We start from the raw sequence: 25378 nt of genomic DNA, 5'->3' as shown, positions 1-25378 counted from the left end.
AAACCACGGCGGGCATATGCGTGACCCTGTGCTCGCTCAGATGGCGAGTTTCTATTTAGAACCCCGCGGCGAGACGGTGGGGCACGGCCGCGCGCCCGGCGGCGGCGGCCTGCCGGTAGAGGCCGCGGTGCTGGGGATCGGGCACCAGCGCCTCGGTGAGGCCGATCACCGTCTCGGCGGCGCCGAGCAGAACGGCCCCGTCGGGGGCGAGCGCCTTGGCGATCCGCTCCAGCACGTCGGTCTTGGTCGGCGCGTCGAAGTAGATCAGCACGTTGCGGCAGTAGATGATGTCGAACTGGCCGAGATGCTCGAACGGGTTGAGCAGGTTGAGCGGCCTGTAGCTCACCATGTCCGCCAGCGCCGGCTTGATCCGCCACTGCTCGCCGACCTGGGTGAAGTGCTTGACGAGGAGCTGGACGGGCAGGCCGCGCTGCACCTCGAAATGGCTGTAGAGGCCGAGGCGGGCCTTCTCCAGCACCTCGGTCGAGAGGTCGGTGCCGACGATCTCCACCTGCCAGCCGGCGAGCTGCGCCGCGGCCTCGTGGAGCATCATGGCGAGCGAGTAGGGTTCCTGGCCGGTCGAGGCCGCCGCCGACCAGATCCGCAGGCGCCGCTGCGCGGCGCGGGCGGCGATGGCCTTCGGCAGCAGCACGTCGCGGAACAGGTCGAAGGGCACCCGGTCGCGGAAGAAGAACGTCTCGTTGGTGGTCATCGCCTCGACCACCGCCCGCTCCAGCGGGCCTTCCCGCGACAGCCGCAGGGCGCCGACGAGGTCGGCCAGGGTGCCGACTCCGAAGCGGCGGCAGACGGGGGTGAGCCGGCTGTCGATGAGGTAGCGCTTCTCCGCGCCGAGGCTGAGCCCCGAGCGCTTCCTGAGGTAGTCGCGCAGGAACGCGAAATCCGCCTCGGTCATCAGGCCCGCTCCGCGATCGCGCTGCGCAGGGCCGGGCCGATCTCGGGCAGCGGCAGGACGGCGTGGCACAGGCCCGCCTTGGCCACGCTTCCGGGCATGCCCCAGACCGTGCTCGTCGCCTCGTCCTGGGCGAGCAGGGTGCCTCCGGCCTCGACCAGGGCCCGGGCGCCGGCGGTGCCGTCCGCGCCCATGCCGGTGAGGATGACGCTGAGCGTCGCCCCGCCGTAGAGGGCGGCGGCGTCGAGGAACATCACGTCCACCGCCGGGCGGCAGAAATTCACCGGCGGGCCGTCGTCGAGGCGGATCACCGGATCGACGGGGGAACCCGCGAGCCGCATGTGGCGCCCGCCCGGGGCGACGTAGATGCGGCCCGGCAGCACCCGCTCGTCGGCCTTGCCCTCGGCCGCCGGCAGGCCGACCCGGGCGCCGAGATGCTCGGCGAACACCGCGGTGAAGACCGGCGGCATGTGCTGTACGATCAGCACCGGCAGGCGCCGGAGCGTGGCCGCGCCGATCTTCTCCAGCACCTCGCCGACCGCCCGCGGCCCGCCGGTGGAGGAGCCGATCAGCAGGGCGCGCGGCGCGGCCACGGTGCGGGGCTTCGGCCGCAGCGTCACCGCGCCCGACAGGCGCGAGACGGCCGGCGCCGCGGCGGGGGGCGCGGAGGAGGGGGCTCCGACCGGACTCGGCGCCGGCCGGCGCCGGGCGCGGGCCGCGCCGAACACCCGGATGCGCTCGATCAGGTCGTTGCGGAACCCGTCGGAGGTGGTGACGCCGCGGTTGCTCTCGGGCTTCGGGATGTAGTCGACCGCGCCGAGCGAGAGGCAGCGCAGCGAGACGTCGGCGTTGCGCTGGGTCAGCGTCGACATCATCACGACCTGAAGCCCCGGCTGGCGCGCCAGCATCAGCGGCAGGGCCTGGATGCCGTCGAGTTCCGGCATCTCGATGTCGAGCAGCACCACGTCGGGGGCGCAGCGGGCGAGCGCCTCCACGGCGGCGCGGCCGTTGGGGGCGGTGGCGACCACCTCGTGGCCGGCCTCGCCGAGCCAGCGCGAGACGAGCCCGCGCACCACCGCCGAATCGTCGGCGACCAGCACCTTGACGGGGCTGCGCGCCGCCGGGGCGTGGGCGACGGCCGGGAATGCCGACATGGGGGACTCGCTACCAGGGAGAGAATGAGGGGTTCGGATCCCGCAGGCCCCCAGAGCCTCGTCCCGGATACCGGATCCAGGGCCATGCTCCGGGTTTTCGATCTTGCATCGTCTTTCTTTCCGAAAGCCGGCAGCCCCCCTTCGGGACGACGCTCCGGCCGCCGGGATCGGTTCAGGCCACCTCGGAGGACCGGACCGGGAAGCCGACCTGATCGAGCTTGGCCATCATGATCTCCCGGTCGAAGGGCTTCATGATGTACTCGTCGGCGCCCGCGCGCAGGGCCCGGGCGATGGCGCCGATGTCGTTCTCGGTGGTGCAGAACAGAATCTTGGGCCGGTCGCCGAGAGGGGACTGCCGCACCTGCCGCAGCACCTCGTAGCCGTCCATGTTGGGCATGTTCCAGTCGAGCAGGATCACCGAGGGCATCGCCTCCGCGCATATCGCCAGGGCCGTCCGCCCGTCCTCGGCGTCGCGGACGCCGAAGTCGAGGGTCTCCAGGATGCGGCGGGCGACCTTGCGGATCACCGCCGAGTCGTCGACGATCAGGGCGGTCTTGGCCGAACCGGTGTTCATGGGCGCGTCCCTCACGGTCAGGCCACCTTGGCCTCGCGGATGTCGCCGAAGGCGAGCAGCGCATCGACGTCGAGGATGACCAGCAGGCGCCCGTCGAGGCGGTGGACGCCGAGCGAGATGTCGCGCCAGCGGGCGTCGAGGTTGATCGGCACCGGCTCCTGCGTGTCGGCGCCGAGCTTCAGGACCTCGCCGACGCCGTCGACGATGAGCGCGAAGGTCTCGCCCGCCTGTTCCAGGCCGATGGCCATCTCGGCCGCTCCCGTCTCGCGGCCGGGCATGCCGAGCCGGCGGCGCAGGCACAGGGCGGTGACGACCCGTCCGCGCAGGTTCAGGAGGCCGACGATCTCCCTGGGCGCCAGCGGCACCGGGGTGATGCCGGCGGGCACGAACACGTCGTGCACCCGGTCGATGGTGAGCCCGAACATGGTCTCGCCGACGAAGACGGTGACGTAGTCGGTGGTGTCGGTGGGAACGGCGTTGCCGTTGGCGGCCTGCATGGCGGCGTCTCCTTGTCCGTTCGGGTCTCAGGCGGCGGCGCGGGCGAGGGCGGCCTCGCCGGCCTCGCCGACCTCGGCCAGCGCGGCGAGCAGGCCGCTGCGGTCGAACTTGGCGACGAGGTCGCTGATCGCGAGGCGCCGCGCCTGCTCGATGGCGTCGGCCGCGACCGTGCCGGTGAGCGCGATCACCGGCATCTCGGCCAGCCGCCCCCCCGCGCCGCGCATGGCGGCGACGAGGTCGAAGCCGCTGCGGCCGGGCATGTCGAGGTCGCTGACCACGAGGTCGATGCCCGCATGGCCCTTCAGGGCAGCCAGCGCCTCGTCGGCGGAGGCCGCGACCGTGACGGCGTAGCCCGCCGCCTTGAGCACCGGGGTGAGCATGTCGCGGAAGAAGGCCGAGTCGTCCACGAGCAGCAGCGAGGGCGCCTTGACCGTCGTCTTGCGCGGACCGCGCGCCCAGTCGTCGTAGGCGAGCGGCAGGAAGTGGGCGATGTTGATGATGTCGGTGGCGCGACCCCGCAGCACCGCCGAGCCGATCAGGTCGGAGCGGTCGGTGCTGATCTCGATGTCGAGGCGCTCCTCGACGATGTCGACGATCTCGTCCACGACGAGGCCCATCGCCCGGTCGCCGTCGGAGAACACCACCAGCGCCTGACTGCCCTCGGAGCGGATCGCGATTCCGGGATCGGCCGGCACCAGCGGCATCAGGCGGCCGCGGTACTGGATCAGCGGGCGCCCGCCGAGATGCTCGATCTTGGAGGCGTCGATCTCTTCGAGCCGGGTGACGAGGGAGAGCGGCACCGCCTTGAAGCCGCCCGCGCCGCCCTTGAACACCAGGAGCGTCGCCTTGGCGTCGCCGACCTCCGCCTCCTCGGCCTCGCTCTCCGCCGCCGCGCCGGACTGCGCGCTCTGGCCGACCAGCTTGGCCACGCCGTTGGGATCGACGATCAGCACCACGGCGCCGTCGCCGAGGATCGTGTTGCCGGCAAAGAGCGGGATGTGCCGCAGCTTCGACGACATCGGCTTCACGACGATCTCCTCCGTGTGGAAGACCTCGTCCACGAGCACGCCGAAGCGCTGCCGGCCGACCTGGGCCACCACCACGAAGCCCGACTCGACGATCTCGCCCGCCTCGATCGTCGCCTGCCCGCGCATCAGCCCGTCGAGGGTGACGATCGGCAGGAGCCGCTCGCGCAGGCGCAGCACCGGCGCGCCGTGGATGCGCTCGATCGAATTGGTGCTCTTGTTGTCGTTCTTCGGATCGACCCGGACCAGTTCCAGCACCGCGATCTGCGGCACCGCGTAGCGCTGCTCGCCCGCCTTGACGATCAGCGCCGAGACGATGGCCAGCGTCAGCGGGATCTTGATGGTGAAGGTGGTGCCGCGGCCGAGCTCGGTCGCGATGTCGACCACGCCGCCGATGGTCTCGATGTTGGTCTTGACGACATCCATGCCGACGCCGCGGCCGGAGACCGAGGTCACCGCCTTGGCGGTGGAGAAGCCGGCGTGGAAGATGAACTTCGCGACCTGCGCGTCGGTCATCCGCTCGACGTCCGCCGCCGGGGCGAGGTTGCGCTCGATCGCCTTCTTGCGGATCGCGGCGAGGTCGAGGCCCTTGCCGTCGTCGGCGATCTCGATCGTGATCGTGCCGCCCTCGTGATAGGCGGACAGGCGGATCGAGCCGCGGGCCGGCTTGCCGGCCTTCAGGCGCTCGTTGGTGGCCTCGATGCCGTGGTCGGCCGAGTTGCGCACCATGTGGGTGAGCGGGTCCTTGATGACGTCGAGCACCTGGCGGTCGAGCTCGGTCTCGGCGCCCGACATCACGAGGTCGATGCCCTTGCCGAGTTCGGCCGAGAGGTCGCGCACCACGCGGGGCAGCTTCTGCCACGCGTTGCCGATCGGCTGCATGCGCGTCTTCATGACGCCTTCCTGCAGCTCGGCGGTGACGTGGCTGAGGCGCTGGAGCGGGACCTTGTAGCCGGAATCCTCGTGACGGCGGGCGATCTCGAGGAGCTGGTTGCGGGTCAGCACCAGTTCCGAGACCATCGTCATCAGGTGCTCGATGGTGTCGACGTTCACGCGGATCGTCTGCACCTTGGCGACCGCCCCTTCGCCGCCCTCGGCGGGCGCGGAGGGAGCCGCGGCGCGGGGCTCGGCGGGTTCGGGCGCCTCGGCGAGGGCGGCGGGCGCGGTCACGGGCGCGCTCATGGGGGTGGACTCGGGCGCGCCCGGAACATCGTCGGGGCCGGGCGCTTCCAGGAAGGCGCGCTCCAGTTCCTCCAGCGAGACCTCGCCGGGCTTCGGCTCCCGCTCCACCGGCGGCGGCGCGGCCGGAGCGGGCGGGGGAGCGGCGGACGCGGCGGGTGCCTCCTCCGAGGCCATCCGCTCCAGCGCGTCGATCAGGTCGGAATCGCTGCCCGCGGGTTCGGAGCCGGTCGCCTCCAGATCGGCCAGGATCGCCTTGAGCCGGTCGAGGGTGGCCAGGATCAGGGTCACCGAGGCGCCGCTGACGGGATAGCCGTCGCGGAAGCGGCCCATCAGGGTCTCGGCGGCGTGCGCCAGAGCCTCCAGCCGCGGCAGCCCGAGGAAGCCGCAGGTCCCCTTGATGGTGTGGACGAGCCGGAAGATGTTGCGCAGAATCGGCTGGTTGTTGGGATCCTGCTCGAAACGGACCAGCTCCGCATCGACCGTGTCCAGATGCTCGGCGCTCTCGACCAGAAACTCGCGAAGCAGATCGTCCATGGGAGGTACTCGTCTACGCGCACGAAAGAGACGTGCGACGAGCACTCTCGCCCTGGAAAGTTAGTGAAGCGTTGCGGGCGGGACGAAATTCACAATTGTCCGGCGAGATCGCCGCCGGTTCGGCTCGATGGAGAGGGCGCGGAACCTGGTTTTCATCTCTCCCCGGCCCCGATCGCGCGCTGCCGCCGGCGTTTCAGGCGAGATGGGTGTCCGGCGGCGCGCTGTCGGAGGGGCGCTCGTCCTCGACGCTGGGAGCGGGCGCGCCGGGCAGGCCGGTGCCGGCCTCGGTCGGGGCGGCGGTGACCGTCACCTCGTCGCCCGCGATCGCGAAGGCCACGTCCATCGCCGCCGCGCGGGCGACGAGGCCGGCATAGAAGGGCAGGATGCCGTGGGCGTCCACGCTGCCGCCCTCGGGCGTGCCGGCGATCAGCGCCTCGACATGGGGCGGGATGCGCGCGTGGCTGCCCTTGGCCCGCAGGACGAAGCGCGGCGCGTCGCCGCCGCCGGTCACCGCCACGTCGATCACGCCGCCGCGGGGGATCGCGCCGGAGGCGATCACCACGAGGTTGAGCAGGAGCTTGACCTTGTTCTTCGGGAACAGGGCCTGCGGCGCGCTCCAAGCGATCTGGGTCTTCTCGTCGGCGAACATCGCCCGCGACACCTTCTCGGCGTCGGCCAGATCGATCGAGGCGCCGGCCGAGCCCGCCGCGCCGAAGGCGATGCGGGCGAACTGCACCCGGGCCGAGGCGGTGCGCGCGCTCTTGCGGATCAGCTCGAGGGCGAAGTCGCGCATGGAGGGATCGTTGTCGTCCTCCAGCACTTCGAGCCCGTTCACGATCGCGCCGATCGGGCTGATCACGTCGTGGCACACGCGCGAGCACAGCAGCGCCGAGAGATCGAGGGCGTCGAGGGTGAGGCTGCCGGTACCGCTCATACTACCGCTCATGGCGCGCTCCGTTCCCGGATGATGTCGATCGATGAGGTGACGCGAGGCGTCGAGGACGGGTCGACCCGCCTCCTCGGACGCGGCGGACACCGGATGCGGTTAGCGCATAGTCACCGGCGGCCGCTTTGGAAAGCCGCGGCGTCCGTTCCGCTTCGGTGTCGGTCGCGCCGCCGACGGCACAGGTGTCCCGAATTCGCCGCAACCGGCGCGCAGAGGAGCGGGCGTCGCAGCCGGATGCGGGGCCCGTGCACCGGATTTGCTTGGCCCCTGGATCGACAGGCCCCTCTCGATCATTGAATGACAGTCCGATGACCGCCCCCGCCCCATCCCCGGCCCTCCCGCCGGCGTTCCTCACGGCCCCCGTGTCCGAAGCGATGCGCGACGCCATCGCGGAGCAGCTTGCGGGAATCGCCTGCGAGGCCGGGCGCATCCTGCGGGGCTATCACGGCGGCGACTGCCCGCACGTGATCAAGCCGGACGGCTCGCCCGCGAGCCTCGCCGACACGCGCTCCGAGGAACTGATCGTCGCCGCGCTGGCCCGCGCCTTCCCCGGCGTTCCGGTGATCGCGGAGGAGACCTCCTGCACCGTGCGGCCGGCCCCCCTGTTCTTCCTGGTCGATCCCCTCGACGGCACCCGCGACTTCCTGGCGGGCAACGCGCAGTACTGCGTCAACATCTGCCTCGTCGAGGGCGAGCGCCCGATCGCCGCGGCGCTGGCGGCGCCGAGCCTCGGCCGGGTCTGGGCCGCGGGCACGAGCGCCCGCGAGGCGCCGATCCGCGAGGGCCGGCCCGGCGGCTTCCATCCGGTGGAGGTGCGCAAGGCGCCGGCGGCCGGCCTCGTCGCCCTGGTCAGCCGCCTGCACGGCGACAGCGACACCGATGCCTGCCTGGAGCGCCTGCCGGTCGGCGAGCGGCGGGTCGCCTCCTCGGCGCTGAAGTTCTGCCTGATCGCCGCGGGCGAGGCCGACATCTACGTGCGCTGCGCCCCCACCATGGAATGGGACACCGCGGCCGGCGACCACGTGCTGACCATGGCCGGCGGACGCGTCGTCGGCCCCGGCGGCGACACCGTCACCTACGGCCACCATACCCGCTTCTACCGCAACGGCCCCTTCGCGGCGCTCGCCTCGGCGGCCTACCGCGACGCGCTCGACCTGCCGCAGCAGAGCGCCGTATCGTATTTCGACCGGCGCCGCGCGGGGGACGCCGCCTGCCCGCCGGATGCGGCGGCGGGCGCCTGATACCAGCCGGCGATGAGGATCACTCATCGTCGGTCGCCCCCGCGCCAAGGGATGCGGCTTGGGGGCGGCGGTCATCCGCCGGACGCGCCGATCCCGACCATCGGTCGGGATCGGCGCCGCTTGGTATGATACGCTATCCGGTTGATGAGTTCGGCCTCTCCTGCGTCATCGCGAGGCGAAGCCGTGGCGATCCAGGGCGCGCCCTTTCCGGACCTGCCTGCGCCCTGGATCGCTTCGCGGCCGCTCGCGAGGACGGAGGGGGGGCGAAACCCGAAGCGATCGATCGGAAACGGTATGAGGACCTGCTTGGCCGACCGACCGAAGATGTGCAGTCCACCCGAGGAGCGTGGACCGCTTGGTATGAGGCACGGGGCGGGGCGCGCTTAACCGCCCGTTAACCCAATCTTGACTTGATCGGTCGCGAGACTGCGCGCTCCCTGCGGGCCTCGCTCCGTTGTCGCGTCCGGTGAGGGAAGCGCCCGCACAGGCCGGGCGAAAGAGGCGGGCAGGGGCGCCGGTAGGGAGACCGACATGCCGCACGATCCCATCCGAACCGGGGCCACGACCCGCCGCGCCGCCCTGCTCGGCCTCTCCGCGGGCCTGATGGCCGCCGCCGTTCCCGCCCCGGCCTACGAGAACGACGGCGTCCGTCCGGATTCGTTCCGCGCCTCCGAGGTGGTCGAGAACGGGCACCGCTTCTTCGGCAGCGTGTCGCGCGGCCTCGCGCTCACCGTCGAGGAGGCGACCCGGCGCTGGGGCGAGCCCAACGGCTACATCCTCGGCCAGGAGGCCTCGGGCGCCATCGTCGGCGGCCTGCGCTACGGCGAGGGCACGCTCTACACCCGCAATGCCGGGCAGCGCCGGATCTACTGGCAGGGCCCGACGCTCGGCTTCGACGTCGGCGGCGACGGCGCCCGCACCATGATGCTCGTCTACAACCTGCCCGCCGTGCGCGACCTCTACCGCCGCTTCGGCGGCGTGGACGGCTCGGCCTACTTCATCGGCGGCTTCGGCATGACCGCGGTGACCGACGGCGGCATCGTCGTGGTGCCGATCCGCTCCGGCGTCGGCGCCCGGCTCGGCATCAATGTCGGCTATCTGAAGTTCACCGGCCGCCCGACCTGGAACCCGTTCTGATTCCGTTTCCGACTGCCGCTGCACGGTGCGATCCGGTGCCATCGCTCGGAAGAGCGATCGGGCCGGATGTCAGGCGCGAAGAGCGCCCGCGGCGCGGGCCCCGGCTTTTGCCGAGGCGTCGAGCGGAGCGAAAGCCTGGAGCGTCGTCCCGAAAGGCGGCCTCCGGCTTTCGGAAAAAGACGATGCAAAAACAAGAGTCTGGAGCATCGTCCTGGATCCGGTATCCAGGACGATGCTCCAAGGCCGCGGAGGCGGCCGCCGGCGCTTGAGGCCAGGGACGAGACGGAGCGCTTGCCTCGGCGCCGGCAAGACGGGCAAAAGACGCAGCGGCCGGACCTGCCGGCCGAGGCGGCGTGAGGGCCCCTGCGTGATCGAGACCGTGATGATCTTCGGGCTCGGCTTCCTGCTGGCGAGCCTGTGCGCCCTGACGATCCTGCCGACCGTGAACGCCCGCGCCGCCCGCCTCGCCCGGCGGCGGATCGAGGCGACCCTTCCGGTCAGCGTCTCCGAGGTCATGGCCGAGCGCGACCACCTGCGGGCGGAGTTCGCCGTCGCGCAGCGCCGGCTGGAGCGGAGGGTGGAAGCCGTCTCCGCCCGGTGCCACGCCGACATGGCCGCCATCGGCACCCGCACCATGGAGGCCGAGGCGGCGGTCGCCGCCCGGCTCCTGAGCGAGGCCGAGGTGGCGCGCGCCCTGGAACGGATCGCCGGGCTCGACCGCGATCTGGCGCAGGCCCGGGCCGAGGGCGCGATGGGGCTCGCCACCCTGCGGACCCTGGAGGAGGCCCACCGCGCGATCCTCGACGACCTCAAGGCCGCCCGCCGGGCGCAAGGCGAGGCCCGGGAGGCGGCCCCCGCCGCCGAGGGTGAGGCGGGCGAGCCCGCGGCCCTGCGCATCGAACGCGACGGCTTGCGCGCGGAGCTGGCGGCAGCCCAGGCTTCCCTCGCCGCGCGCGGCGACGCGGACACGGCCGAGCTGCGCCGCCGCATCGCCGAGGTGGCCGACGCCCTGGCCCGGCGCGACCGTCTGCCTCACACGGACGCCTTCCCCACCGGTTCGCCCGCGCTCGCCGAAGGCTGACGGCGCAAGGGACGGCGAGGGCGGCGGCCAGGGTCGCGGGAAAGGGCGCGGCAAGGGGCGCGGCAAGAGCCGAAACGCACCCGGCAGCCCCGCCGCCGCGGCCCGTCCGGCCCCGGTCCCTTGCGGCGTCTCCCGCGAGCCCGTAAGCACCGAACCACCTTGCGTTTGCCCCGGGCCGGCCTTGTTTCGGACATGCGGGGGCATCATCGCGCCCGGATCAATTTCCCACGCATTGCGATCGAGCGAACATCATGGCCTTGAAGCTGACGCCCATCGTCGTGGCCCTCGCGGGCGCGACCGCCCTGCTGGCCGCCCCGGCACAGGCCCAGCAAACGAAGCGCGGCAACGAGACGCTCAAGAAGTACTGCACCGGCGACTACCTGAGCTATTGCGGCAACCTCGATCCGGACGATCCGGCCACCGACCAGTGCTTCAAGACCAACTGGGCGAAGCTGTCCGAGAACTGCCGCCGGGCGATCGACGCCTACACGCCGCCGAAGGATTCTTCGCGGGGCAACAAGAAGGGCTGAGGCCGCCGCTCGCGCCGGCCGCCGGGAACGGCTAAGCTCGCGCCGCCGCCATGCCGGAAAGACCGATGCCCGCCCGCCTCTCGATCCTGATCTCGCTCGGCCTCGCCCTCGCCTGCACGGGCTGCGGCCGGCGCGGCAGCCTGGAGCCGCCGGGCGCGGCCGTGTCCGAGACCGCACCCGGCACGCGCCCCGGCGCCCCGGCCTCGGCGCGGAGCCTGCCGGGCAGCACCGTCTCGGCGGTCGATCACGGCGCGGCGCCCGATCCGGACGCCGTGCAGGCCGGCGACGAACTCAGCGCCTCGGCGATCCCCGCGGGCGGCGACGGCGTTCCGGTCACGACCTCCCGCGGAGCCAGGCGCGGCTACAAGGTTCCGAAGGAACCCTTCATCCTCGACCCGATCCTGTAGCGGCACGCGCCGACGCGCTCGGGTGTAGACAGCGCACCGCGCGTCGGGCCATTCGGGCGCGGCGCGAGGCCAGCGGATTTTCTGCGACATGCACCACTTCCACTACCGGGACGGGCGTCTCCACGCCGAGGACGTCGATCTGGCGGCGCTGGCGGAGGCGGTCGGCACGCCGTTCTACTGCTACAGCACCGCCACCCTGGAACGGCACTACCGCGTCTTCGCGCAGGCCTTCGCGGAGGACGCGGCGCTGGTGTGCTTCGCCATGAAGGCGAACGCGAACCAGGCGGTGCTCGCCACCCTGGCCCGGCAGGGCGCGGGTATGGACATCGTCTCCGAGGGCGAGTTGCGCCGGGCGCTCGCGGCGGGCGTGCCGGGCCGCCGCATCGTGTTCTCCGGCGTCGGCAAGACCCGTGAGGAGATGGCCGCCGCGCTCGACGCGAACATCCTCTGCTTCAACGTCGAGAGCGAGCCCGAACTCGCCGCCCTGTCCGAGGTCGCCGCCTCGCGCGGGCAGCGGGCGCCGGTCTCGATCCGGGTCAACCCGGACGTCGACGCGCTGACGCATGCCAAGATCTCGACCGGCCGGTCCGGGAACAAGTTCGGCATCCCGATCTCCCGCGCCCGCGCGGTCTATGCCGGGGCCGCCCGGCTGCCGGGCCTGGAGATCGTCGGCGTCGACGCGCATATCGGCAGCCAGATCACCGACCTGACCCCGTTCGACGCCGCCGCGCGCCTGCTCTGCGAACTCGCCCGCGACCTGCTCGCCGACGGGCACCGGCTGCACCACGTCGATTTCGGCGGCGGGCTCGGCATCCCCTACCGCGACGACGACGCCCCCCCGCCCGACCCGGCGGCGCTGGCGCGGATCCTGCGCCCGCATTTCAAGCCGCTGGGCCTGCGCCCCGTCTTCGAGATCGGGCGGATGATCGCCGGCAATGCCGGCATCCTCGTCACCCGCGTGATCTACGTGAAGCCGACCGCGGAGAAGACCTTCGTCATCGTCGACGGGGCGATGAACGATCTGATCCGCCCGACGCTCTACGACGCCTTCCACGCCCTGCGCCCCTTGCGCGAGCCCGCCCCCGATGCCCCCCGGCTGACGGCGGACGTGGTCGGCCCGGTCTGCGAGAGCGGCGATTACTTCGCCCTCGGGCGCGAGATGCCGGAGGTCGTCCCCGGCGACCTGATCGCGGTGATGAGCGCGGGCGCCTACGGCGCGGTCCAGGCCGGCACCTACAACAGCCGCCGCCTCGTGCCCGAGGTGCTGGTGAGCGGCGACCGCTCAGCCGTCGTGCGGCCCCGCCCGAGCTACGACGACCTGATCCGCCTCGACCGCCTGCCGGACTGGCTCGGCTGAGGATCGGCACCGTCCCCTCGTGGAAGGCTCGTTTCCGGCGACGGGGGCGCGGGGCGGACGGAGCCGGCGAGCGCCTCGCCCGTTGCGTGAACGCGGCCCCCCCACTCGATACCGACCGCTCGATAGCGACTGATCCGATGAAGACTGCCGATTGCGACATCCTGATCCTGCCCGGTTACGCCGGCTCCGAGGAGGAGCATTGGCAGGCGCGCTGGGCGGCCCGGCTCAAGACCGCGCGGATCGTCGCGCAGGACGATTGGCACCGACCCGACCCGGAGGCGTGGCGCGCCCGCGTCGTGGAGGCGGTGGCGGCGGCGCGCCGGCCGGTGGTGCTCATCGCCCACAGCCTCGGCGTCGTCGCGGCGGTGGAGGCGGCGCCGCGCTTTCCCGAAGGCGTCGTGCGCGGCGCCCTGCTCGTGGCCTTTCCCGACATCGAGGCGGGGGCGGACCTGCCCGAGAGCGTCCGCGCCTTCGCGCCGGTGCCGCGCGATCCGCTGCCCTTCCCCTCCCTGCTGGTGGCGAGCCGCACCGACCCGCACTGCACCTACGAGCGGGCGGAGGACTACGCCCATGCCTGGGGCGCGGCGCTGGTGGATGCGGGCGAATCCGGACACATCAACGTCGCGAGCGGGCATGGGCCCTGGCCGGAGGGTCTGATGCGGCTGGCGGGCTTCCTGGCGCCTCTCTGACGGTTTCCGGCCATCCGTCGTCGCGGGCGTGAGCGAAGCGATCCGGCGGCGCGACCTTTCCGGATGTGGCCGGCGCACCGGATCGCCTCGGCTGAAGCCTCGCAATGACGGGGCCTGCTACGCCTTGTCCTCGCCGCTGCGAAAAAGCTGGCCCGCCACGTCGTTGACCGTGGGCGGGCTCACGCGGACGAAGGGGAGGGGGCGGCAGACGGCGAGCGCAGCGAGGCCGAAGCGGGCGGTCATCAGGCCGTTGAGCACGCCTTCCCCCAGCTTGGCCGAGACGCGGGCGGCGAGGCCGAGGCCGAGCACCTGATGCAGCATGCCCTCGCCGACCGCCATGCCGCCGGTGACGGTGAGGTGGGCGAGCGCCGCCCGGGCGAGCCGGAGGAAGCCGAGCAGGCCGGGGCGTCCGCCGTAGATCGCCGCGATCCGGCGCAGCAGCCGGGCGGCGGAGAACACCACGAAGGCGACGTCGACGATGGCCCGCGGGCTGAGCGCGGTGACCGCCGAGACCTGGCTCGCGGCCTGGGCGATCGCCGCCCTGGCCTGCCGGTCGAGGGGCGCGAGCAACGACCCCTCGGCCAGCGCCAGCCGGTCGTCCACGTCGAGGATCGCGTCGCCCACCGCGTCGAGGCGGCGGATGGCGGCCGCGAGCGCCGGCCGGTCGGCGTAGAAGCCGCGCAAGTCCCGCACCACGCCTTGCGCGGCGGTGTGGTCGCGGGTCGAGAGGGCGCCGAGCGCGCGCGCGCGCAGGGCCTCGATCCTGCGCTCGCGCCAGACGCCGAGCGCCTCGCGGGCGACGATGGCCGCGAGCGCGACGCCCGCGACGATGAGGAGCGCCAGCGCGACCCAGCCGAGCCAGGGGGCGGTGGCGAACAGGTCGGCGATCAGGCGCTCGATCGAGAGGCCGACGGCGATGCCGACGAGGCCGCCCAGCGCGCCGAGCAGGATCGACAGCCACGGTGCCCGGCGCCTGGACGCCACCGGCACCGCCACGCCGTCGGCGGCGTCCACGATCGCGTAGGGCTCGTCGACGAGGCGTACCTCGGGCCGCGGCGGGGCCTCGGCGGTCTCCGGCGCGGGGGGGGCGTCGGCGGCGGGAATGCGGAAGGCGCGCGGGCGCTGCGGGTTGGTCACGTCAGCCGATCCCCGATCAGGAACTGCATGGCCCGGTCGAGCCGGATCTGCGGCAGGTGGCCCGGCCGGCCCAGCGCGTCGGGCTTCACCGGCGGCGGGCGGAAGCGGGGAAAGCGGAAGGAGCCCGGCGGGATCGCACCGTCGAGCACCGCCTGCGGATCGGCGGGCAGTTCGCCGGGAAACACCGCGGCCTCGGAGAGGCCGTCGAAGGTCTCCTCGCCGACCCGCTCGCCCGCCTCCGGCGTGCCGGACACGGCGCGCAGGATCGCGCCGCCGTCGTGCACCGTGGTCTCGCGGGTGGCGCGCACCGAGGCCAGCGCCACGGTGCCGACCCGGGCGCCCGCCGCCTCGGTGCGGCGCATCGCCCGCGAGACCAGCAGGCGCAGCAGCGCGTCGAGCCGGTCGTGGCTCGACTGGTGGAGGTGGTCGGCCTTGGTGGCCGCGAACAGGATCCGGTCGGCCCGCGGCGCGAAGAAGCGCGAGAGCAGGCTGTTGCGGCCGATCCGGAAAGCGAGCAGCACCGCGTCGAGCGCCTCCTCCAGTTCGGCCAGCGCCGCCGGGCCGGAATCGACCGCCGAGAGCACGTCGACCAGCACGATCTGCCGGTCGACCCGCTGGAAATGCTCGCGGAAGAACGGCTCCACCACCTTGGACTTGTAGGCCTCGAACCGCCGCTCCATCAGGGCGCCGAGGCTGCCGGGGACCTGGCCCTCCTCCAGGCGGTCGAGGGGGGCGAAGGTCAGCATCGGCGAGCCGGCGAGGTCGCCGGGCATCAGAAAGCGCCCCGGCGGCGTGGTCGCCACCGATTCCGCGCCGGCGCGCAACGCGCCGAGATAGGCCTTGAAGGCGTTGGCGGCGCGCTCGGCCACCACCTCGTCGAGGGGGGCGGCGGGATCGAGGTCCTGCATCAGCGCGAGCCAGGGCGCGGCGATCTCGCCCCGCCCCGCCCGGCGGGTGCCGGCGATGGTCGCGCGCGACCACGCCACGTAGCTCTGATCGACCAGGGCGAGGTCGAGCAGCCACTCGCCGGGATAGTCCACCACGTCGAGCATCAGCGTGGCCGGTCCCGTGCGCCAGCCGCCGGCGCGCTCGTACGCGATCTCCAGGCGGAACTGGCTGATCCGGTCGGTCGAGCCCGGCCAGCGCCGCGCCTCGGTCAACACGGAAAGATTCTCCTCGAAGGGGAAGCGCGGCACGTCGTCGTCGGGCTGCGGCACGAGCCGGGCCCGGCGCAGGCGCCCTCCTTGCGCCGGCTCGAAGGCGGGCAGCGCATGGCCCTCCACGAGGTGGTGGATCAGCGCGGTGGTGAACACCGTCTTGCCCGAGCGGGCGAGCCCGGTGACGCCCAGCCGCAGCGACGGCTGGATCAGGAGGTCGCTGGAGGCTTCCGCGAAGGCCTTGATCGCGGAACCCGCTTGCGCGGCGTAGTCGAGGAGAGGCGGCAAGGCGGGCTCTGGCGCGGCGTCGGAGGAGGGCGGGCTTCAGGTGGCGCGGCGAGGCGGCGATCTCAAGACGCGCCGGGCGATGGCGGGCGGAGGGCTTCTCTCACGCGAATGGAATCCGATCGCGGTCGAGGCGCGGATCGTACAGCCATGTGCGGACCTTCCGGGCCTTGATCCGCGCCGCGTCGGGATGGCCGGGATTGACGAGGGCGTTCCGCTCCTCCGGCACGATGACGGACGGGACCAGCAGGAGCGCGGAGCGGTTGCCGTTCGCCCAGTCCGTGCCGAAGGCGAGGCTGACGAGACCCGCCGGCTCGGCGTCCCAGCCGACGGGCAGCGTGTCCGGCGTCGCGGCCTCGGCCGCGGCCCAGACATCGTCCGGCACCTCGATCTCGACGAGATAGCGGTTCAGCGGCAGGCCGCCGGCATTGAGGTGGACGAAGGTTTCGAGACAAGCGAGGGCGCGGCTGCCCGCCGCATAGACCAGGGCGACCCCGATCGCGTTCCACCGGCCGCCGGAGAGCTTGGCTCCCGTACCGGACATGTCGTCGGCGGCGTGAGTCTTCGCGTCGGTTCCGATCCGCCAGAGCAGCCGGCTCACGCATAGGCTCCGCTCTGGATCTGCGCGAGGGCGCGCGAGACCAGAGCTTGGCCTTCCATCGTGTCGAGGAGGTCGAGCGGTCGACCGCCGCCGAGGGCGGGCAGGGGCTCGCGCAGCCACCGGGACAGCCATCCCGGCGCGTCGAAGTCCTGCGCCTCGCCGGCCTCCTCGATCATCGCCTCGAGTTGCCCGACGAGCTTGGCGAGACCCACGACCCGCTCGCTGTCCTCGGTCGAGAGGGGCTCGTCCCGGGCCGCCTTCTTGTTCACCGTGGCGGTCTTCAGGTTGAGGGCGTCGAACATCACCTGCTGGTCGAGGCGCAATTCGGTGATGAAGCCCTTCACCGTCCGGGCCGGGACGCCGGCCTTGATCACCGCGATACGGTCGAAGGGCGAGGCGCGATAGAGATCGAGATAGGCGAATGGATGCGCGCCGGCCGGACGCTTCCGCCGTACGGCCGAGGTTTCGAGAACCGCCCTGGACTGCATGCTCGGCATCGTGGTTGCTCCTTGTAGCGTTATGATAGCTCGTTCGAGCAACGCTTCAAGGGCCTCCGCGACCGATCGGGGACTTGCTCCGATCGGGGACTTGCCTCACGCCACCCGCAGCGCCCGGATCATCCCGAGCGTCTCCCGGCGCAGGGCGGCGAGGCGGTCGATCAGGGGCGCGAGGTCGCCGCCGTCGCGACAGGCGGCCTCGATCTCCCGGCACAGGTCGGAGAGGCCGGTGAAGCCGAGGGCGCCCGCGGCCGCGACCACGGCGTGGGCGTCGTAGGCGAGCTGCTCTCCGTCGAACGCGTCGTGGTCCGGAACGGCCCCGTCCGGGAGGAAGCGCGCTTCGAGTTCCCCTTCCAGCAGAGACAGCAGCGACAGGACGTGCTCGCGGCCCATCGTGTCCTGCGCGGCGGAGAAGGTGCCGTGGTCGAGCAACGGCATTCCGGCGGAACGCCCGTCGATCCTCCCGTCGGCCCTGGCGGAGGGCGGCGGCACCGGGGCCGCACCGTCGAACTCCCGCGCCCGCACCGCGCCGACGGCCCGCCAGCGCTCGATCACGGCACCGAGCTGGGTGCGCTTGAAGGGCTTGCCGACATGGTCGTCCATGCCCGCCGCGATCAGCTCCCGCACCTGCCCGTCGAGGACGTTGGCGGTCATCGCCACGATCGGCAGGCGGGCGGGCGGCCCCGCCATGGCCCGGATGCGGCGGGTCGCGGCGAGGCCGTCCATGCCCGGCATCTGCACGTCCATCAGCACCACGGCGTAGGGGTCGGCTCCGCCCGCCGGCCCGTAGGCCGCCTCCACGGCCGCGATCGCCTCGGCCCCGTCGCCGGCCACGTCGACCCGGTAGCCCTGCGCCTCCAGCACGGCGCGGGCCAGGGTCTGGTTGATCGGCACGTCCTCGACGAGGAGGATTCGCGCCGGTGCCGTCTCCGCCGCCCGGCGACGGGGCCCGAGGGTCGCCTCGGCGGCGGGCGGGGCGGCGGCCCGCGGCAGGGCGAGGGTGACCCAGAAGGTCGAGCCGGCCCCCTCGGTGCTCTCCACGCCGATGGCGCCGTCCATCATGGTGACGAGGTGGTGGCAGATCGCGAGGCCCAGGCCCGACCCGCCGAAGCGCCGGCTGATCGAGCCGTCGACCTGGCTGAACGGCTTGAACAGCCGGTGCCGCTGCGAGGGCGCGATGCCGATGCCGGTGTCCGCGACCTCGAAGCGCAGGGCCTCCGCCGCCTCGCCCGAGGCCAGCCGGACGGGCCCCTCGCAGCGGACGGTCAGGGTGACGGAGCCGGCGGGGGTGAACTTGACCGCGTTGTTGAGCAGGTTGAACAGCACCTGCCGCAGGCGGTTGGCGTCGCCGACCACGGTCGCGGGCAGGCGCGGGTCGATCCGCGCCTCGACGCTCAGCGCGCTCTTGAGGGCGCTGCCGCGCATGATCGCGACCGTGTCGTCGATCAGCTTGCCCAGCGCGAAGGGCAGGGGGTCGAGGGCGAACTGGCCGGCCTCGATCTTCGAGACGTCGAGGACGTCGTTGACGACGGTGAGCAGGGCCTCGCCCGAGACGCGGATCAGTTCCAGCCGGCGCCGGTCCTCCGGATCGTGGTCGGGCCGGTCGAGGAGCAGGTCGGCGTAGCCGAGGATGCCGTTCAAGGGCGTGCGGATCTCGTGGCTCATGGCCGCGAGGAACTCGCTCTTGGCCGCGCTCGCCCGCTCGGCTTCCGCCGTGGCGGCCTGGGCCTCCGCGGTGACGGCGCGCAGGGCCGCCTCGGCCGCCTTGCGCTCGGTGACGTCGAGATGCAGGCCGAGCAGGCGATAGGGCCGGCCGTCGCGGTCGTAGAGGGTGCGGCCGCTGGTGTAGAGCCAGCGCGGACCGACCCGGTACTCCGCGGTGAAGCGGGTCTGGGTGTCGACCGCGTGATGGATCCGGTTCCAGGTTTCGACGACGTCGTCGGGGTGGATGGTCGCGGTCCATTCCGTCGGGGACAGGGCGCGCGGGCCGCCGGTTTCGGCCAGCCCATAGAGGCGCACGCTCTCCGGCGAGAGCACGGTGATGCCGGTGCGCAGGTTCCAGTCGAAGGTGCCGGCCTCCGCGCCCTCCAGGGCGATGCCGAGCAGGCGGCTCGCATCCTCCACGGCGAGCCGCGCGGAGACGATCTCGTCGATGTCGAGGGCGGTGCCGATCCACTCGGTCACGTCCGCCGCGGCCGCGCCGTCCGGGATCGGGGTGAGCGACAGCTTGTGCCAGCGGTAGGAACCGTCCCGCGCCTTCAGGCGCCACTGGCCGTCGTAGCCCCGGCCGCTGGCCCGGGCCGCCTGCCACGCCGCCTCCATCGCCGGGGCGTCGTCGGGATGGTTGCGGGCGAGCCGCTGCACCCGCGCGGCGCCGATCGGGCCGTAGTAATCCGCGAAGCGCGCGTTGACGTAGGTCGCCTTGCCGCTGCCCGGATCGACGGTCCAGACCAGCAGCGGCAGGGCATCGGCGAGGCCGCGGTAGCGCAGCTCGCCGCGGTGCATCTCCGCCTGGATCCGCAGCCGGTCGGTCACGTCCATGAGGATGCCGAACAGGCCGGTCGTCCGGCCCGCCTCGTCCTTCTTGCAGGTGCCGCGCACGATGACGTCCCGCAGCGTTCCGTCGGGACGCGCGAGCCTCGCCTCGAAGTCGAAGTCGCATCCGTCCGCGACCGCGGCGGCGATGACCGCCTCGACCCGCCCGCGATCCTCGGGGTGGCAGAGCTGCGCGAAGGCCGGATGGCGCGCGACCGGCGCCCCGGGATCGAGGCCGGCGATGCGCAGCAGGCTCTCGGAATAGATCGGATGGTCGTCGGTGAGGTTGACGCGCCAATGGCCGGCCTCGGCGATCTGCTCGGCCATGCTGAGGAGCGAGTTGGCGCCCGCGCGCCGCTCGATCTCGGCGCCCTGCGCCCGGATGGTGCTCTCGTGGATCTGCCGCAGCGCGCGCTCGCTGGCATGGGCGAGGTTGTCGCGGCGCAGGCGCAACTGGGCCGTGACGATCTCGGCGAGGTCGCGCAGGGCGGCCGCGTCGGCGTCGGTGAAGGCGCGCGGCTGCGGATCGGCGAGGCAGAGGCAGCCGAGCCGCAGGCCCGGCCGCAGGATCAGGGGGGCGCCGGCGTAGAAGGCGACGTGGGGCGGCCCGGCGACGATCCCGAGCCCGGAGAAATGCGGGTCGCGGCGGGCATCGGGGACGACGAGCACCGCGTCCTGCCCGATCGTCAGGTTGCAGAACGAGCCCTCCCGCGGCGTCTGCCCCGGCATGCCGCCGGCACGGGCCTTCAGCCATTGCCGCTCGGCATCGACCAGGGCGATGTAGGCCGTCGCGACGCCGAACAGGCGCTGCGCCGTCCGGCACACGGCATCGAACGGCCCCTCCGGATCGCTGTCCAGAATCCGCAAGGCGCGCAGGGCCGCGAGGCGTTCCGCCTCGCCCGCCGATCCCGTGGTCACGGCCTCACCTTCGCTCCGGACGGTTCGCGCCCGCCCCCGACCATACCTCTGTCCGCCCCGCCCGTCGCGGCCGCCGGCGCAACGATCGAGTCCTTTATGATGCGGTGCGGCAAACGCGCCGTCCAGCGCAGGCGCGCCGCCTCCAGCGCCCAGACCATCCCGAGCATCATGTAGACGTGGCGCCACTTCTCCACGTCGATCTGCATCGCCTGGAGGAAGAACATCAGCAGCGCCGGGAAGACGATCTGCGCATGCGCCCGGCAGGGCGAGGGCCGGGCCATCAGCCGGAAGCCGACGAAGGAGGTCGCGGCCACGAGGGCGATGAAGGTGGCCCCCGCGAGCCAGCCGCCGTTGGCGAAGCTGCCGATGTAGGAATTGTGCGGCTCCAGCCTGAAGATCAGGCGCCAGTGCAGGGGCCCCATGCCGAGGGGCCGCTCCAGCAGCAGGCCGATGCCGCGGATCTGGTTGCCGAAGCGCCCGGTCTCGCCCTCGTCGTAGTCCTGCGTGACCGCGGCGCGGGTCCGGAAGGTCTCGGCGACGCTGTCGATGGAGAGCAGCCCGGCGAGCGCCACGGCGCCGAGCCCGGCGGTGACGAGGCCGATGACCACGATCCGCCGCCGCAGGGCGTGCGAGCGGCTCGACGTGTGGAGCGCCGCGACCATCACCGCGCCCGCCACCACCGTTCCGCCCCACGAGCCGCGGGAGAAGGACAGGAAGATGCCCGCCATGACGACGACGAGGCTCGCGAGCGACAGGAGCGGGTGCCGGGTCGTGCCGGACAGGAGGCCGTGCATCAGGTAGAGCGCGCCGAGCGTCAGGAAGGAGCCGAACACGTTCGGGTCCTGGAAGGTGCCGGAGGCGCGGCCGTAGCGGTAGAACAGGTCCTCGATGCCGAGCAGTTGCAGGTAGCCGACGACGCCGAGGGCGGCGGAGAGCACGCAGCTCGCCGTGTAGGCCTTGAGCGCGATCTCCATGCGCGCCCTCGTGTCGTCGGCGTAGAGCATCGCGAAGAAGACGCACGTCACGACGAGATAGGCGAGCTGCACGGTCCAGGTCACCGGCAGCGGCTCGTCGAGATAGGGCAGCAGCGCGATCCCGATCGCGGCGAGATAGACGAGGAGCAGGACGACGAGCGGCACCGCCCCCCGATGCAGGCGGATGCCGAGCGCGAGCCACAGCAGGATCGTCGGGATGGCGACGAGGTCGTAGGGCGACGTGTCCGAGAAGGCGAAGCAGGCGAAGAAGATGAAGGCCGCGTGCAGCAGGCTCGCCAGCCCGCGGACGGCGCGGATGGCGGGCACGCGGCCCCAGGCCCCCGCCTCCCACCGCGACGAGGCGGGGATCGCGCCGGTGAGGGCGCCCGTCATTGGGGGCATCGGCGAACTCGAACTCTCGCGCGCCGGGACCGCGCACGCCATCCGCCGAGACCGCTCGGGGCGGCCTCGGGCGGGATTGCGGTCCCTGATCGGCATCATCGAACCACCGAAAGGTTTCGTTTTGACCAATGGTCGGAACACCACCGTCATCGATGCAATCCCGGATCGTGATCGCTCGCGATCAGTAAACGTGAGAGAGCCTGTTTGACCGGCCGCCGTGTCTTCGTCAGGCAACGGCAAGGCGAGAGGAAGATCCTACTCCCATCCTGAACCCTCATCCTGAGGTGCCGGAGCGCAGCGGAGGCCTCGAAGGGGGCTCCGGGAATCACGTGGGATCTGGAGCCCCCTTCGAGGCCGCTCACGCGGCACCTCAGGATGAGGGGCGAGATGGGATCACCGCAGTCAAACAGGCTCTGAGAGCGATCCGAGGCGGCGCATGTCCTGCCTCTGCCCTGGCATCCTCGGCAGCCGTGGCCCTGGAGTGCCGTCTTCCGACGAAGTCCGACGCGGCAGCCGCGTTTTACTCCGGACCGAGCGCCCTCGACATCGGAGCGCGGGGTCTTTCGCGCCGGGGTCCACTTTCATGCCACGACGCTGCGTGCGCAACGACACGTCACGACGGACAAGGACTTCCCATATCAAATTCATCGAAGACGAAAGGGGCTCGGATATGCCGGGTCTTCCGGATCGGACGAATGGAGATCATCTTGAAGACTCGTATTGCCGCCGCCGTTGCCGCTCTCGCCCTGGGCGTTGCTCCGATCACCTCCGCTCTCGCCTTCGGCGGAGCCTATCACCATCCGGCGCCCGTCGTCACCGGCTCGGTCGTTCCGCTCGGCGTCCACGACGGCCCGTTCCACGACGCCTGCCCGATGAACTCGGCCGCCGAGGGCAACGCCAACCAGCAGAACTTCCCGGTCAAGCAGTACGGCCAGACCGCCGGCGGCACCCGCTGCTGAGCGGGCCGCGCGGAGGGTTAAGGAATCCGGATGATGAAGGTGTTCTCCTACGCGATGATCGGCGCGCTCGCCGCCGGTCTCGCCACCACCGCGGTCGGCACGGCCAGCCTGCTGCTCGGTCCGTGACGGCAGGGACGTTTCGCTCGACCGCATGCGAACCATGAGAAAGGGCCGCCCGGGTGGGCGGCCCTTTTTTCGTGCGGGCTTCCCGATGCGGCGGCTCAAACCGTTTCCGATTGATCGCTTCGGGGTTTCGCCCCAGGCCGTCCTTGCGAGCCGTCCTGCGAAGCGATCCAGGGCGCCCCCTATTCCGGAAAGGTCGCGCGACCGGATCGCTTCGCATCCCGCTCGCGATGACGGTGTGGCGTCGATCGCCCCGCCCCGCGGGCCCTTACGCAGTCCGATCCTCCCGGAAATTCCCGTGCACGGTCGCCAACGAGTCAGGCGATTGCTATGGGGGCCGAAATCAAGCTGGATCCGACACCGATGACGAGACCGGAGGCAGGCGGCCCGAGCGGGGCGGAGGCGGTGCGCCATGTGCGGCTGGCGGCGCATTTTTCCGCCTGCGGATACGTGCCCGCCTCGCCCCCCGTGCTGCAGCCGGTCGAGCCGTTCCTCGAACTCTCGGGCGAGGACATCAGGCGGCGCATCTTCGTGACGCAGGACGCGGCCGGGGCCGAACTGTGCCTGCGGCCGGAATTCACCATCCCCGTCTGCCGGCTGCACCAGGCGACGCGCCCCGGCGAGGCGGCCGATTACAGCTATCTCGGGCCGGTCTTCCGCGTCGCGGCCGGCGAGCCCGACGAATTCGTCCAGGGCGGCATCGAATCGATCGGGCGCACCGACACCCCGGCGGCGGATGCCGAGGTGCTGGGGCTCGCCCTCGAAGGACTCGATCTGCTCGGGCGCAGCGACGTCGCGGTGCGGCTGGGCGATATGGGCCTGACCCACGCCTTCCTCGACGCGCTGCACGTGCCGCCGGTCGCCAAGCGCCGGACCCTGCGGGCCATCGCCGCCGGGCGCTCCCTCGACGAGGTCGCCAACGGCGCGCAGACCGAGGATCGCCATGCCGGCCTGCTCGCCGCGATCCAGGGACAGGACGCGGGCGCCGTGCGCGCCTTCGTCGAGGACGTGCTGTCGATCGCCGGCATCTCGCAGGTCGGCGGGCGCAGCGCCGGGGCCATCGCCGAGCGCTTCCTCGCCAAGGCCTCGGCCCAGGCGCAAGGCGGCGCCGGCCTCAACCCGACGAACCGCGACCTGATCGAGCGCTACTGCGCGGTCGCCGGAGATCCCGATGCCGCGGCGGCCGCGGTGCGGGCGCTCGCCCGGGAGGCCGGCCTGAACCACGAAGGGCTGGAGGCGGCACTCGGCCTGTTCGAGGAGCGCACCGGCTTCATGGCCGCACGCGGCCTGCCCGTGGAGCGCTTCCGCTTCAGCGGCGGGTTCGCGCGCAATCTCGACTACTATACCGGCTTCATCTTCGAGGTGACGGGCGCCGGGACAAGTCCCCTTGGGGGGCCGACCCTCGTCGGCGGCGGGCGCTACGACGGCCTGCTGCAGCAGCTCGGCAGCCCGGTGCCGCTGCCGGCGGTCGGCTGCGCGTTCTGGCTGTCGCGCTGCGCGGAAGGAAGCGTGCGAGGAAGCGTGGAAGGAGTTTCGGCGTGAGCGATTCGCCCCTGGTTCTCGCCGTTCCCTCCAAGGGCCGGCTTCAGGAGAATGCGAGCGCCTTCTTCTCCCGGGCGGGCCTCAGGTTCGTGCAGAAGGCGGGCGGGCGCGAGTATCGCGGCACGCTGGCCGGCCTGCCCGGCGTCGAGGTACGCTACCTCTCGGCCTCCGAGATCGCCGGCCAGCTCGCCAGCGGCGCCGCCCATCTCGGCGTGACCGGCGAGGATCTGATCCGCGAGATGCTGCCCGACCCAAGCTCCAGCGTCGAATTGCTGACGCCGCTGGGCTTCGGCCATGCCAGCGTGGTGGTGGCCGTGCCCCAGGCCTGGATCGACGTGCGCGCCATGAGCGATCTCGACGAGGTGGCGAGCGAGATGCGCCTGCGCCGGGGCCGGCGGATGCGCATCGCCACCAAGTACGTGAACCTGACCCGCCGCTTCTTCGCCGCGGCCGGCATCGCCGATTACCGCATCGTCGAGAGCCTGGGCGCGACCGAGGGCGCACCGGCGGCGGGCTCGGCCGAGATCGTCGTCGACATCACCACCACCGGCACCACGCTCGCGGCCAATGCGCTGAAGGTGCTCGACGACGGGGTGATGCTGCGCTCGGAGGCCAACCTCGTCGCCTCGCTGAAAGCCTCCTGGGGCGAGACGGCGCGGGCGGCCCTGCGCACCGTGCTCGGCCGGATCGCGGCGGAGGAGCACGCCCGCATCACCCGCGAGGTGCGTGCGGGGCTGCCCGAATCCGGCGCGATCGATCTGGCCACCCTCGCCGGCCTGCACGAGGCCGAGCTGCCCTACGGCGCCCCGCGCGGCACCGACGGCGAGATCGTGATGCGCTGTCCGGCGGACGCGGTGTTCGAGCTCTCCGACGCCCTGGTGCGGGCCGGAGCGCGGGCGGTGACGGTACGGCGCGTCGACTACGCCTTCGCGGCGGAAAACCCGCTGGCGGAGCGGCTGCTGGCGCGGTTGTAGCCAACGTCA

22 protein-coding genes are annotated in these 25378 nt (G+C 72.4%); 10 read left to right on the top strand and 12 right to left on the bottom strand.

Annotation, left to right across the window (positions count from 1 at the left end):
- Positions 1-55 precede the first annotated feature (55 nt).
- The 6 genes from PGN25_12650 to PGN25_12625 all read right to left on the bottom strand — a co-directional run bounded on the left by PGN25_12650 (position 56) and on the right by PGN25_12625 (position 6811).
- Complete coding sequence (locus PGN25_12650; protein MEH3118403.1) at positions 56-913, bottom strand: protein-glutamate O-methyltransferase CheR; 858 nt, start codon at positions 911-913, stop codon at positions 56-58.
- Positions 913-2064 carry a chemotaxis response regulator protein-glutamate methylesterase gene (locus PGN25_12645; GenBank protein ID MEH3118402.1) on the bottom strand — a complete coding sequence of 384 codons (1152 nt, stop codon included), beginning with the start codon at positions 2062-2064 and terminating at the stop codon, positions 913-915. Before PGN25_12645 ends, PGN25_12650 begins: the two co-directional genes overlap by 1 nt.
- 172 nt (positions 2065-2236) lie before the next feature.
- Positions 2237-2638: a response regulator gene (locus PGN25_12640; protein MEH3118401.1), complete on the bottom strand. Its 402-nt coding sequence runs from the start codon at positions 2636-2638 to the stop codon at positions 2237-2239.
- A 17-nt stretch (positions 2639-2655) separates the two neighbouring features.
- Positions 2656-3135, bottom strand: coding sequence for a chemotaxis protein CheW (locus PGN25_12635; protein MEH3118400.1), 480 nt, complete (start codon positions 3133-3135; stop codon positions 2656-2658).
- Between the two features lie 27 nt (positions 3136-3162).
- Positions 3163-5877 (bottom strand): hybrid sensor histidine kinase/response regulator, encoded by a 2715-nt coding sequence (locus PGN25_12630; GenBank protein MEH3118399.1) that lies wholly within the window; start codon positions 5875-5877, stop codon positions 3163-3165.
- A gap of 193 nt (positions 5878-6070) precedes the next feature.
- A complete protein-coding gene (locus tag PGN25_12625) occupies positions 6071-6811 on the bottom strand; it encodes a histidine phosphotransferase family protein (protein MEH3118398.1) in 741 nt (246 codons plus the stop codon).
- Positions 6812-7131: 320 nt separating this feature from the next.
- Between PGN25_12625 and PGN25_12620 the strand changes: the two genes are divergently transcribed.
- The 7 genes from PGN25_12620 (at position 7132) to PGN25_12590 (ending at position 13265) form a co-directional block, all read left to right on the top strand.
- Entirely contained in the window at positions 7132-8064 is a 933-nt protein-coding gene (locus PGN25_12620) for a 3'(2'),5'-bisphosphate nucleotidase CysQ (GenBank protein ID MEH3118397.1), read from the top strand.
- Between the two features lie 531 nt (positions 8065-8595).
- Positions 8596-9201, top strand: coding sequence for a DUF1134 domain-containing protein (locus PGN25_12615; GenBank protein MEH3118396.1), 606 nt, complete (start codon positions 8596-8598; stop codon positions 9199-9201).
- 382 nt (positions 9202-9583) lie between these two features.
- Positions 9584-10282, top strand: a complete 699-nt coding sequence (locus PGN25_12610) for a hypothetical protein (protein MEH3118395.1) — start codon at positions 9584-9586, stop codon at positions 10280-10282.
- 251 nt (positions 10283-10533) lie between these two features.
- Positions 10534-10812, top strand: coding sequence for a 3',5'-cyclic-nucleotide phosphodiesterase (locus PGN25_12605; GenBank protein MEH3118394.1), 279 nt, complete (start codon positions 10534-10536; stop codon positions 10810-10812).
- Positions 10813-10877: 65 nt separating this feature from the next.
- Entirely contained in the window at positions 10878-11219 is a 342-nt protein-coding gene (locus PGN25_12600; protein MEH3118393.1) for a hypothetical protein, read from the top strand.
- Between the two features lie 88 nt (positions 11220-11307).
- Positions 11308-12576 carry a diaminopimelate decarboxylase gene (gene lysA / locus PGN25_12595; protein ID MEH3118392.1) on the top strand — a complete coding sequence of 423 codons (1269 nt, stop codon included), beginning with the start codon at positions 11308-11310 and terminating at the stop codon, positions 12574-12576.
- Positions 12577-12713: 137 nt separating this feature from the next.
- The gene (locus PGN25_12590) at positions 12714-13265 is read left to right on the top strand and encodes an alpha/beta fold hydrolase (GenBank protein MEH3118391.1); all 552 of its coding nucleotides are present in this window, start codon (positions 12714-12716) and stop codon (positions 13263-13265) included.
- A 117-nt stretch (positions 13266-13382) separates the two neighbouring features.
- Here the strand turns inward: PGN25_12590 and PGN25_12585 are convergent, their stop codons facing one another.
- From PGN25_12585 to PGN25_12560, 6 genes are all read right to left on the bottom strand, one after another.
- Complete coding sequence (locus PGN25_12585; GenBank protein MEH3118390.1) at positions 13383-14402, bottom strand: TIGR01620 family protein; 1020 nt, start codon at positions 14400-14402, stop codon at positions 13383-13385.
- Positions 14399-15847, bottom strand: a complete 1449-nt coding sequence (locus tag PGN25_12580) for a YcjX family protein (protein ID MEH3118389.1) — start codon at positions 15845-15847, stop codon at positions 14399-14401. Before PGN25_12580 ends, PGN25_12585 begins: the two co-directional genes overlap by 4 nt.
- A 100-nt stretch (positions 15848-15947) precedes the next feature.
- Positions 15948-16445: an RES family NAD+ phosphorylase gene (locus PGN25_12575; GenBank protein MEH3118388.1), complete on the bottom strand. Its 498-nt coding sequence runs from the start codon at positions 16443-16445 to the stop codon at positions 15948-15950.
- Complete coding sequence (locus PGN25_12570) at positions 16442-16942, bottom strand: DUF2384 domain-containing protein (GenBank protein ID MEH3118387.1); 501 nt, start codon at positions 16940-16942, stop codon at positions 16442-16444. The genes PGN25_12575 and PGN25_12570 overlap by 4 nt, the downstream gene beginning before the upstream one ends.
- A 96-nt stretch (positions 16943-17038) precedes the next feature.
- The gene (locus PGN25_12565) at positions 17039-20395 is read right to left on the bottom strand and encodes a PAS domain-containing protein (protein MEH3118386.1); all 3357 of its coding nucleotides are present in this window, start codon (positions 20393-20395) and stop codon (positions 17039-17041) included.
- A complete protein-coding gene (locus tag PGN25_12560) occupies positions 20392-21771 on the bottom strand; it encodes an O-antigen ligase family protein (protein ID MEH3118385.1) in 1380 nt (459 codons plus the stop codon). Before PGN25_12560 ends, PGN25_12565 begins: the two co-directional genes overlap by 4 nt.
- Positions 21772-22478: 707 nt before the next feature.
- Here PGN25_12560 and PGN25_12555 point away from each other — a divergent pair.
- The 3 genes from PGN25_12555 (at position 22479) to hisG (ending at position 25369) form a co-directional block, all read left to right on the top strand.
- Positions 22479-22730, top strand: coding sequence for a hypothetical protein (locus PGN25_12555; GenBank protein ID MEH3118384.1), 252 nt, complete (start codon positions 22479-22481; stop codon positions 22728-22730).
- A gap of 486 nt (positions 22731-23216) precedes the next feature.
- On the top strand, positions 23217-24395 hold the full coding sequence (locus PGN25_12550) for an ATP phosphoribosyltransferase regulatory subunit (GenBank protein MEH3118383.1): 1179 nt from the start codon (positions 23217-23219) through the stop codon (positions 24393-24395).
- Complete coding sequence (gene hisG, locus PGN25_12545) at positions 24392-25369, top strand: ATP phosphoribosyltransferase (GenBank protein ID MEH3118382.1); 978 nt, start codon at positions 24392-24394, stop codon at positions 25367-25369. The genes PGN25_12550 and hisG overlap by 4 nt, the downstream gene beginning before the upstream one ends.
- Positions 25370-25378 lie beyond the last annotated feature (9 nt).

It is taken from the genome of Methylorubrum populi (assembly GCA_036946625.1).
In the GTDB taxonomy this organism is placed as follows: domain Bacteria; phylum Pseudomonadota; class Alphaproteobacteria; order Rhizobiales; family Beijerinckiaceae; genus Methylobacterium; species Methylobacterium populi_C.
The sequence above is the reverse complement of the archived record's forward strand: the minus strand, read 5'-3'. Positions and strand labels throughout refer to the sequence as shown.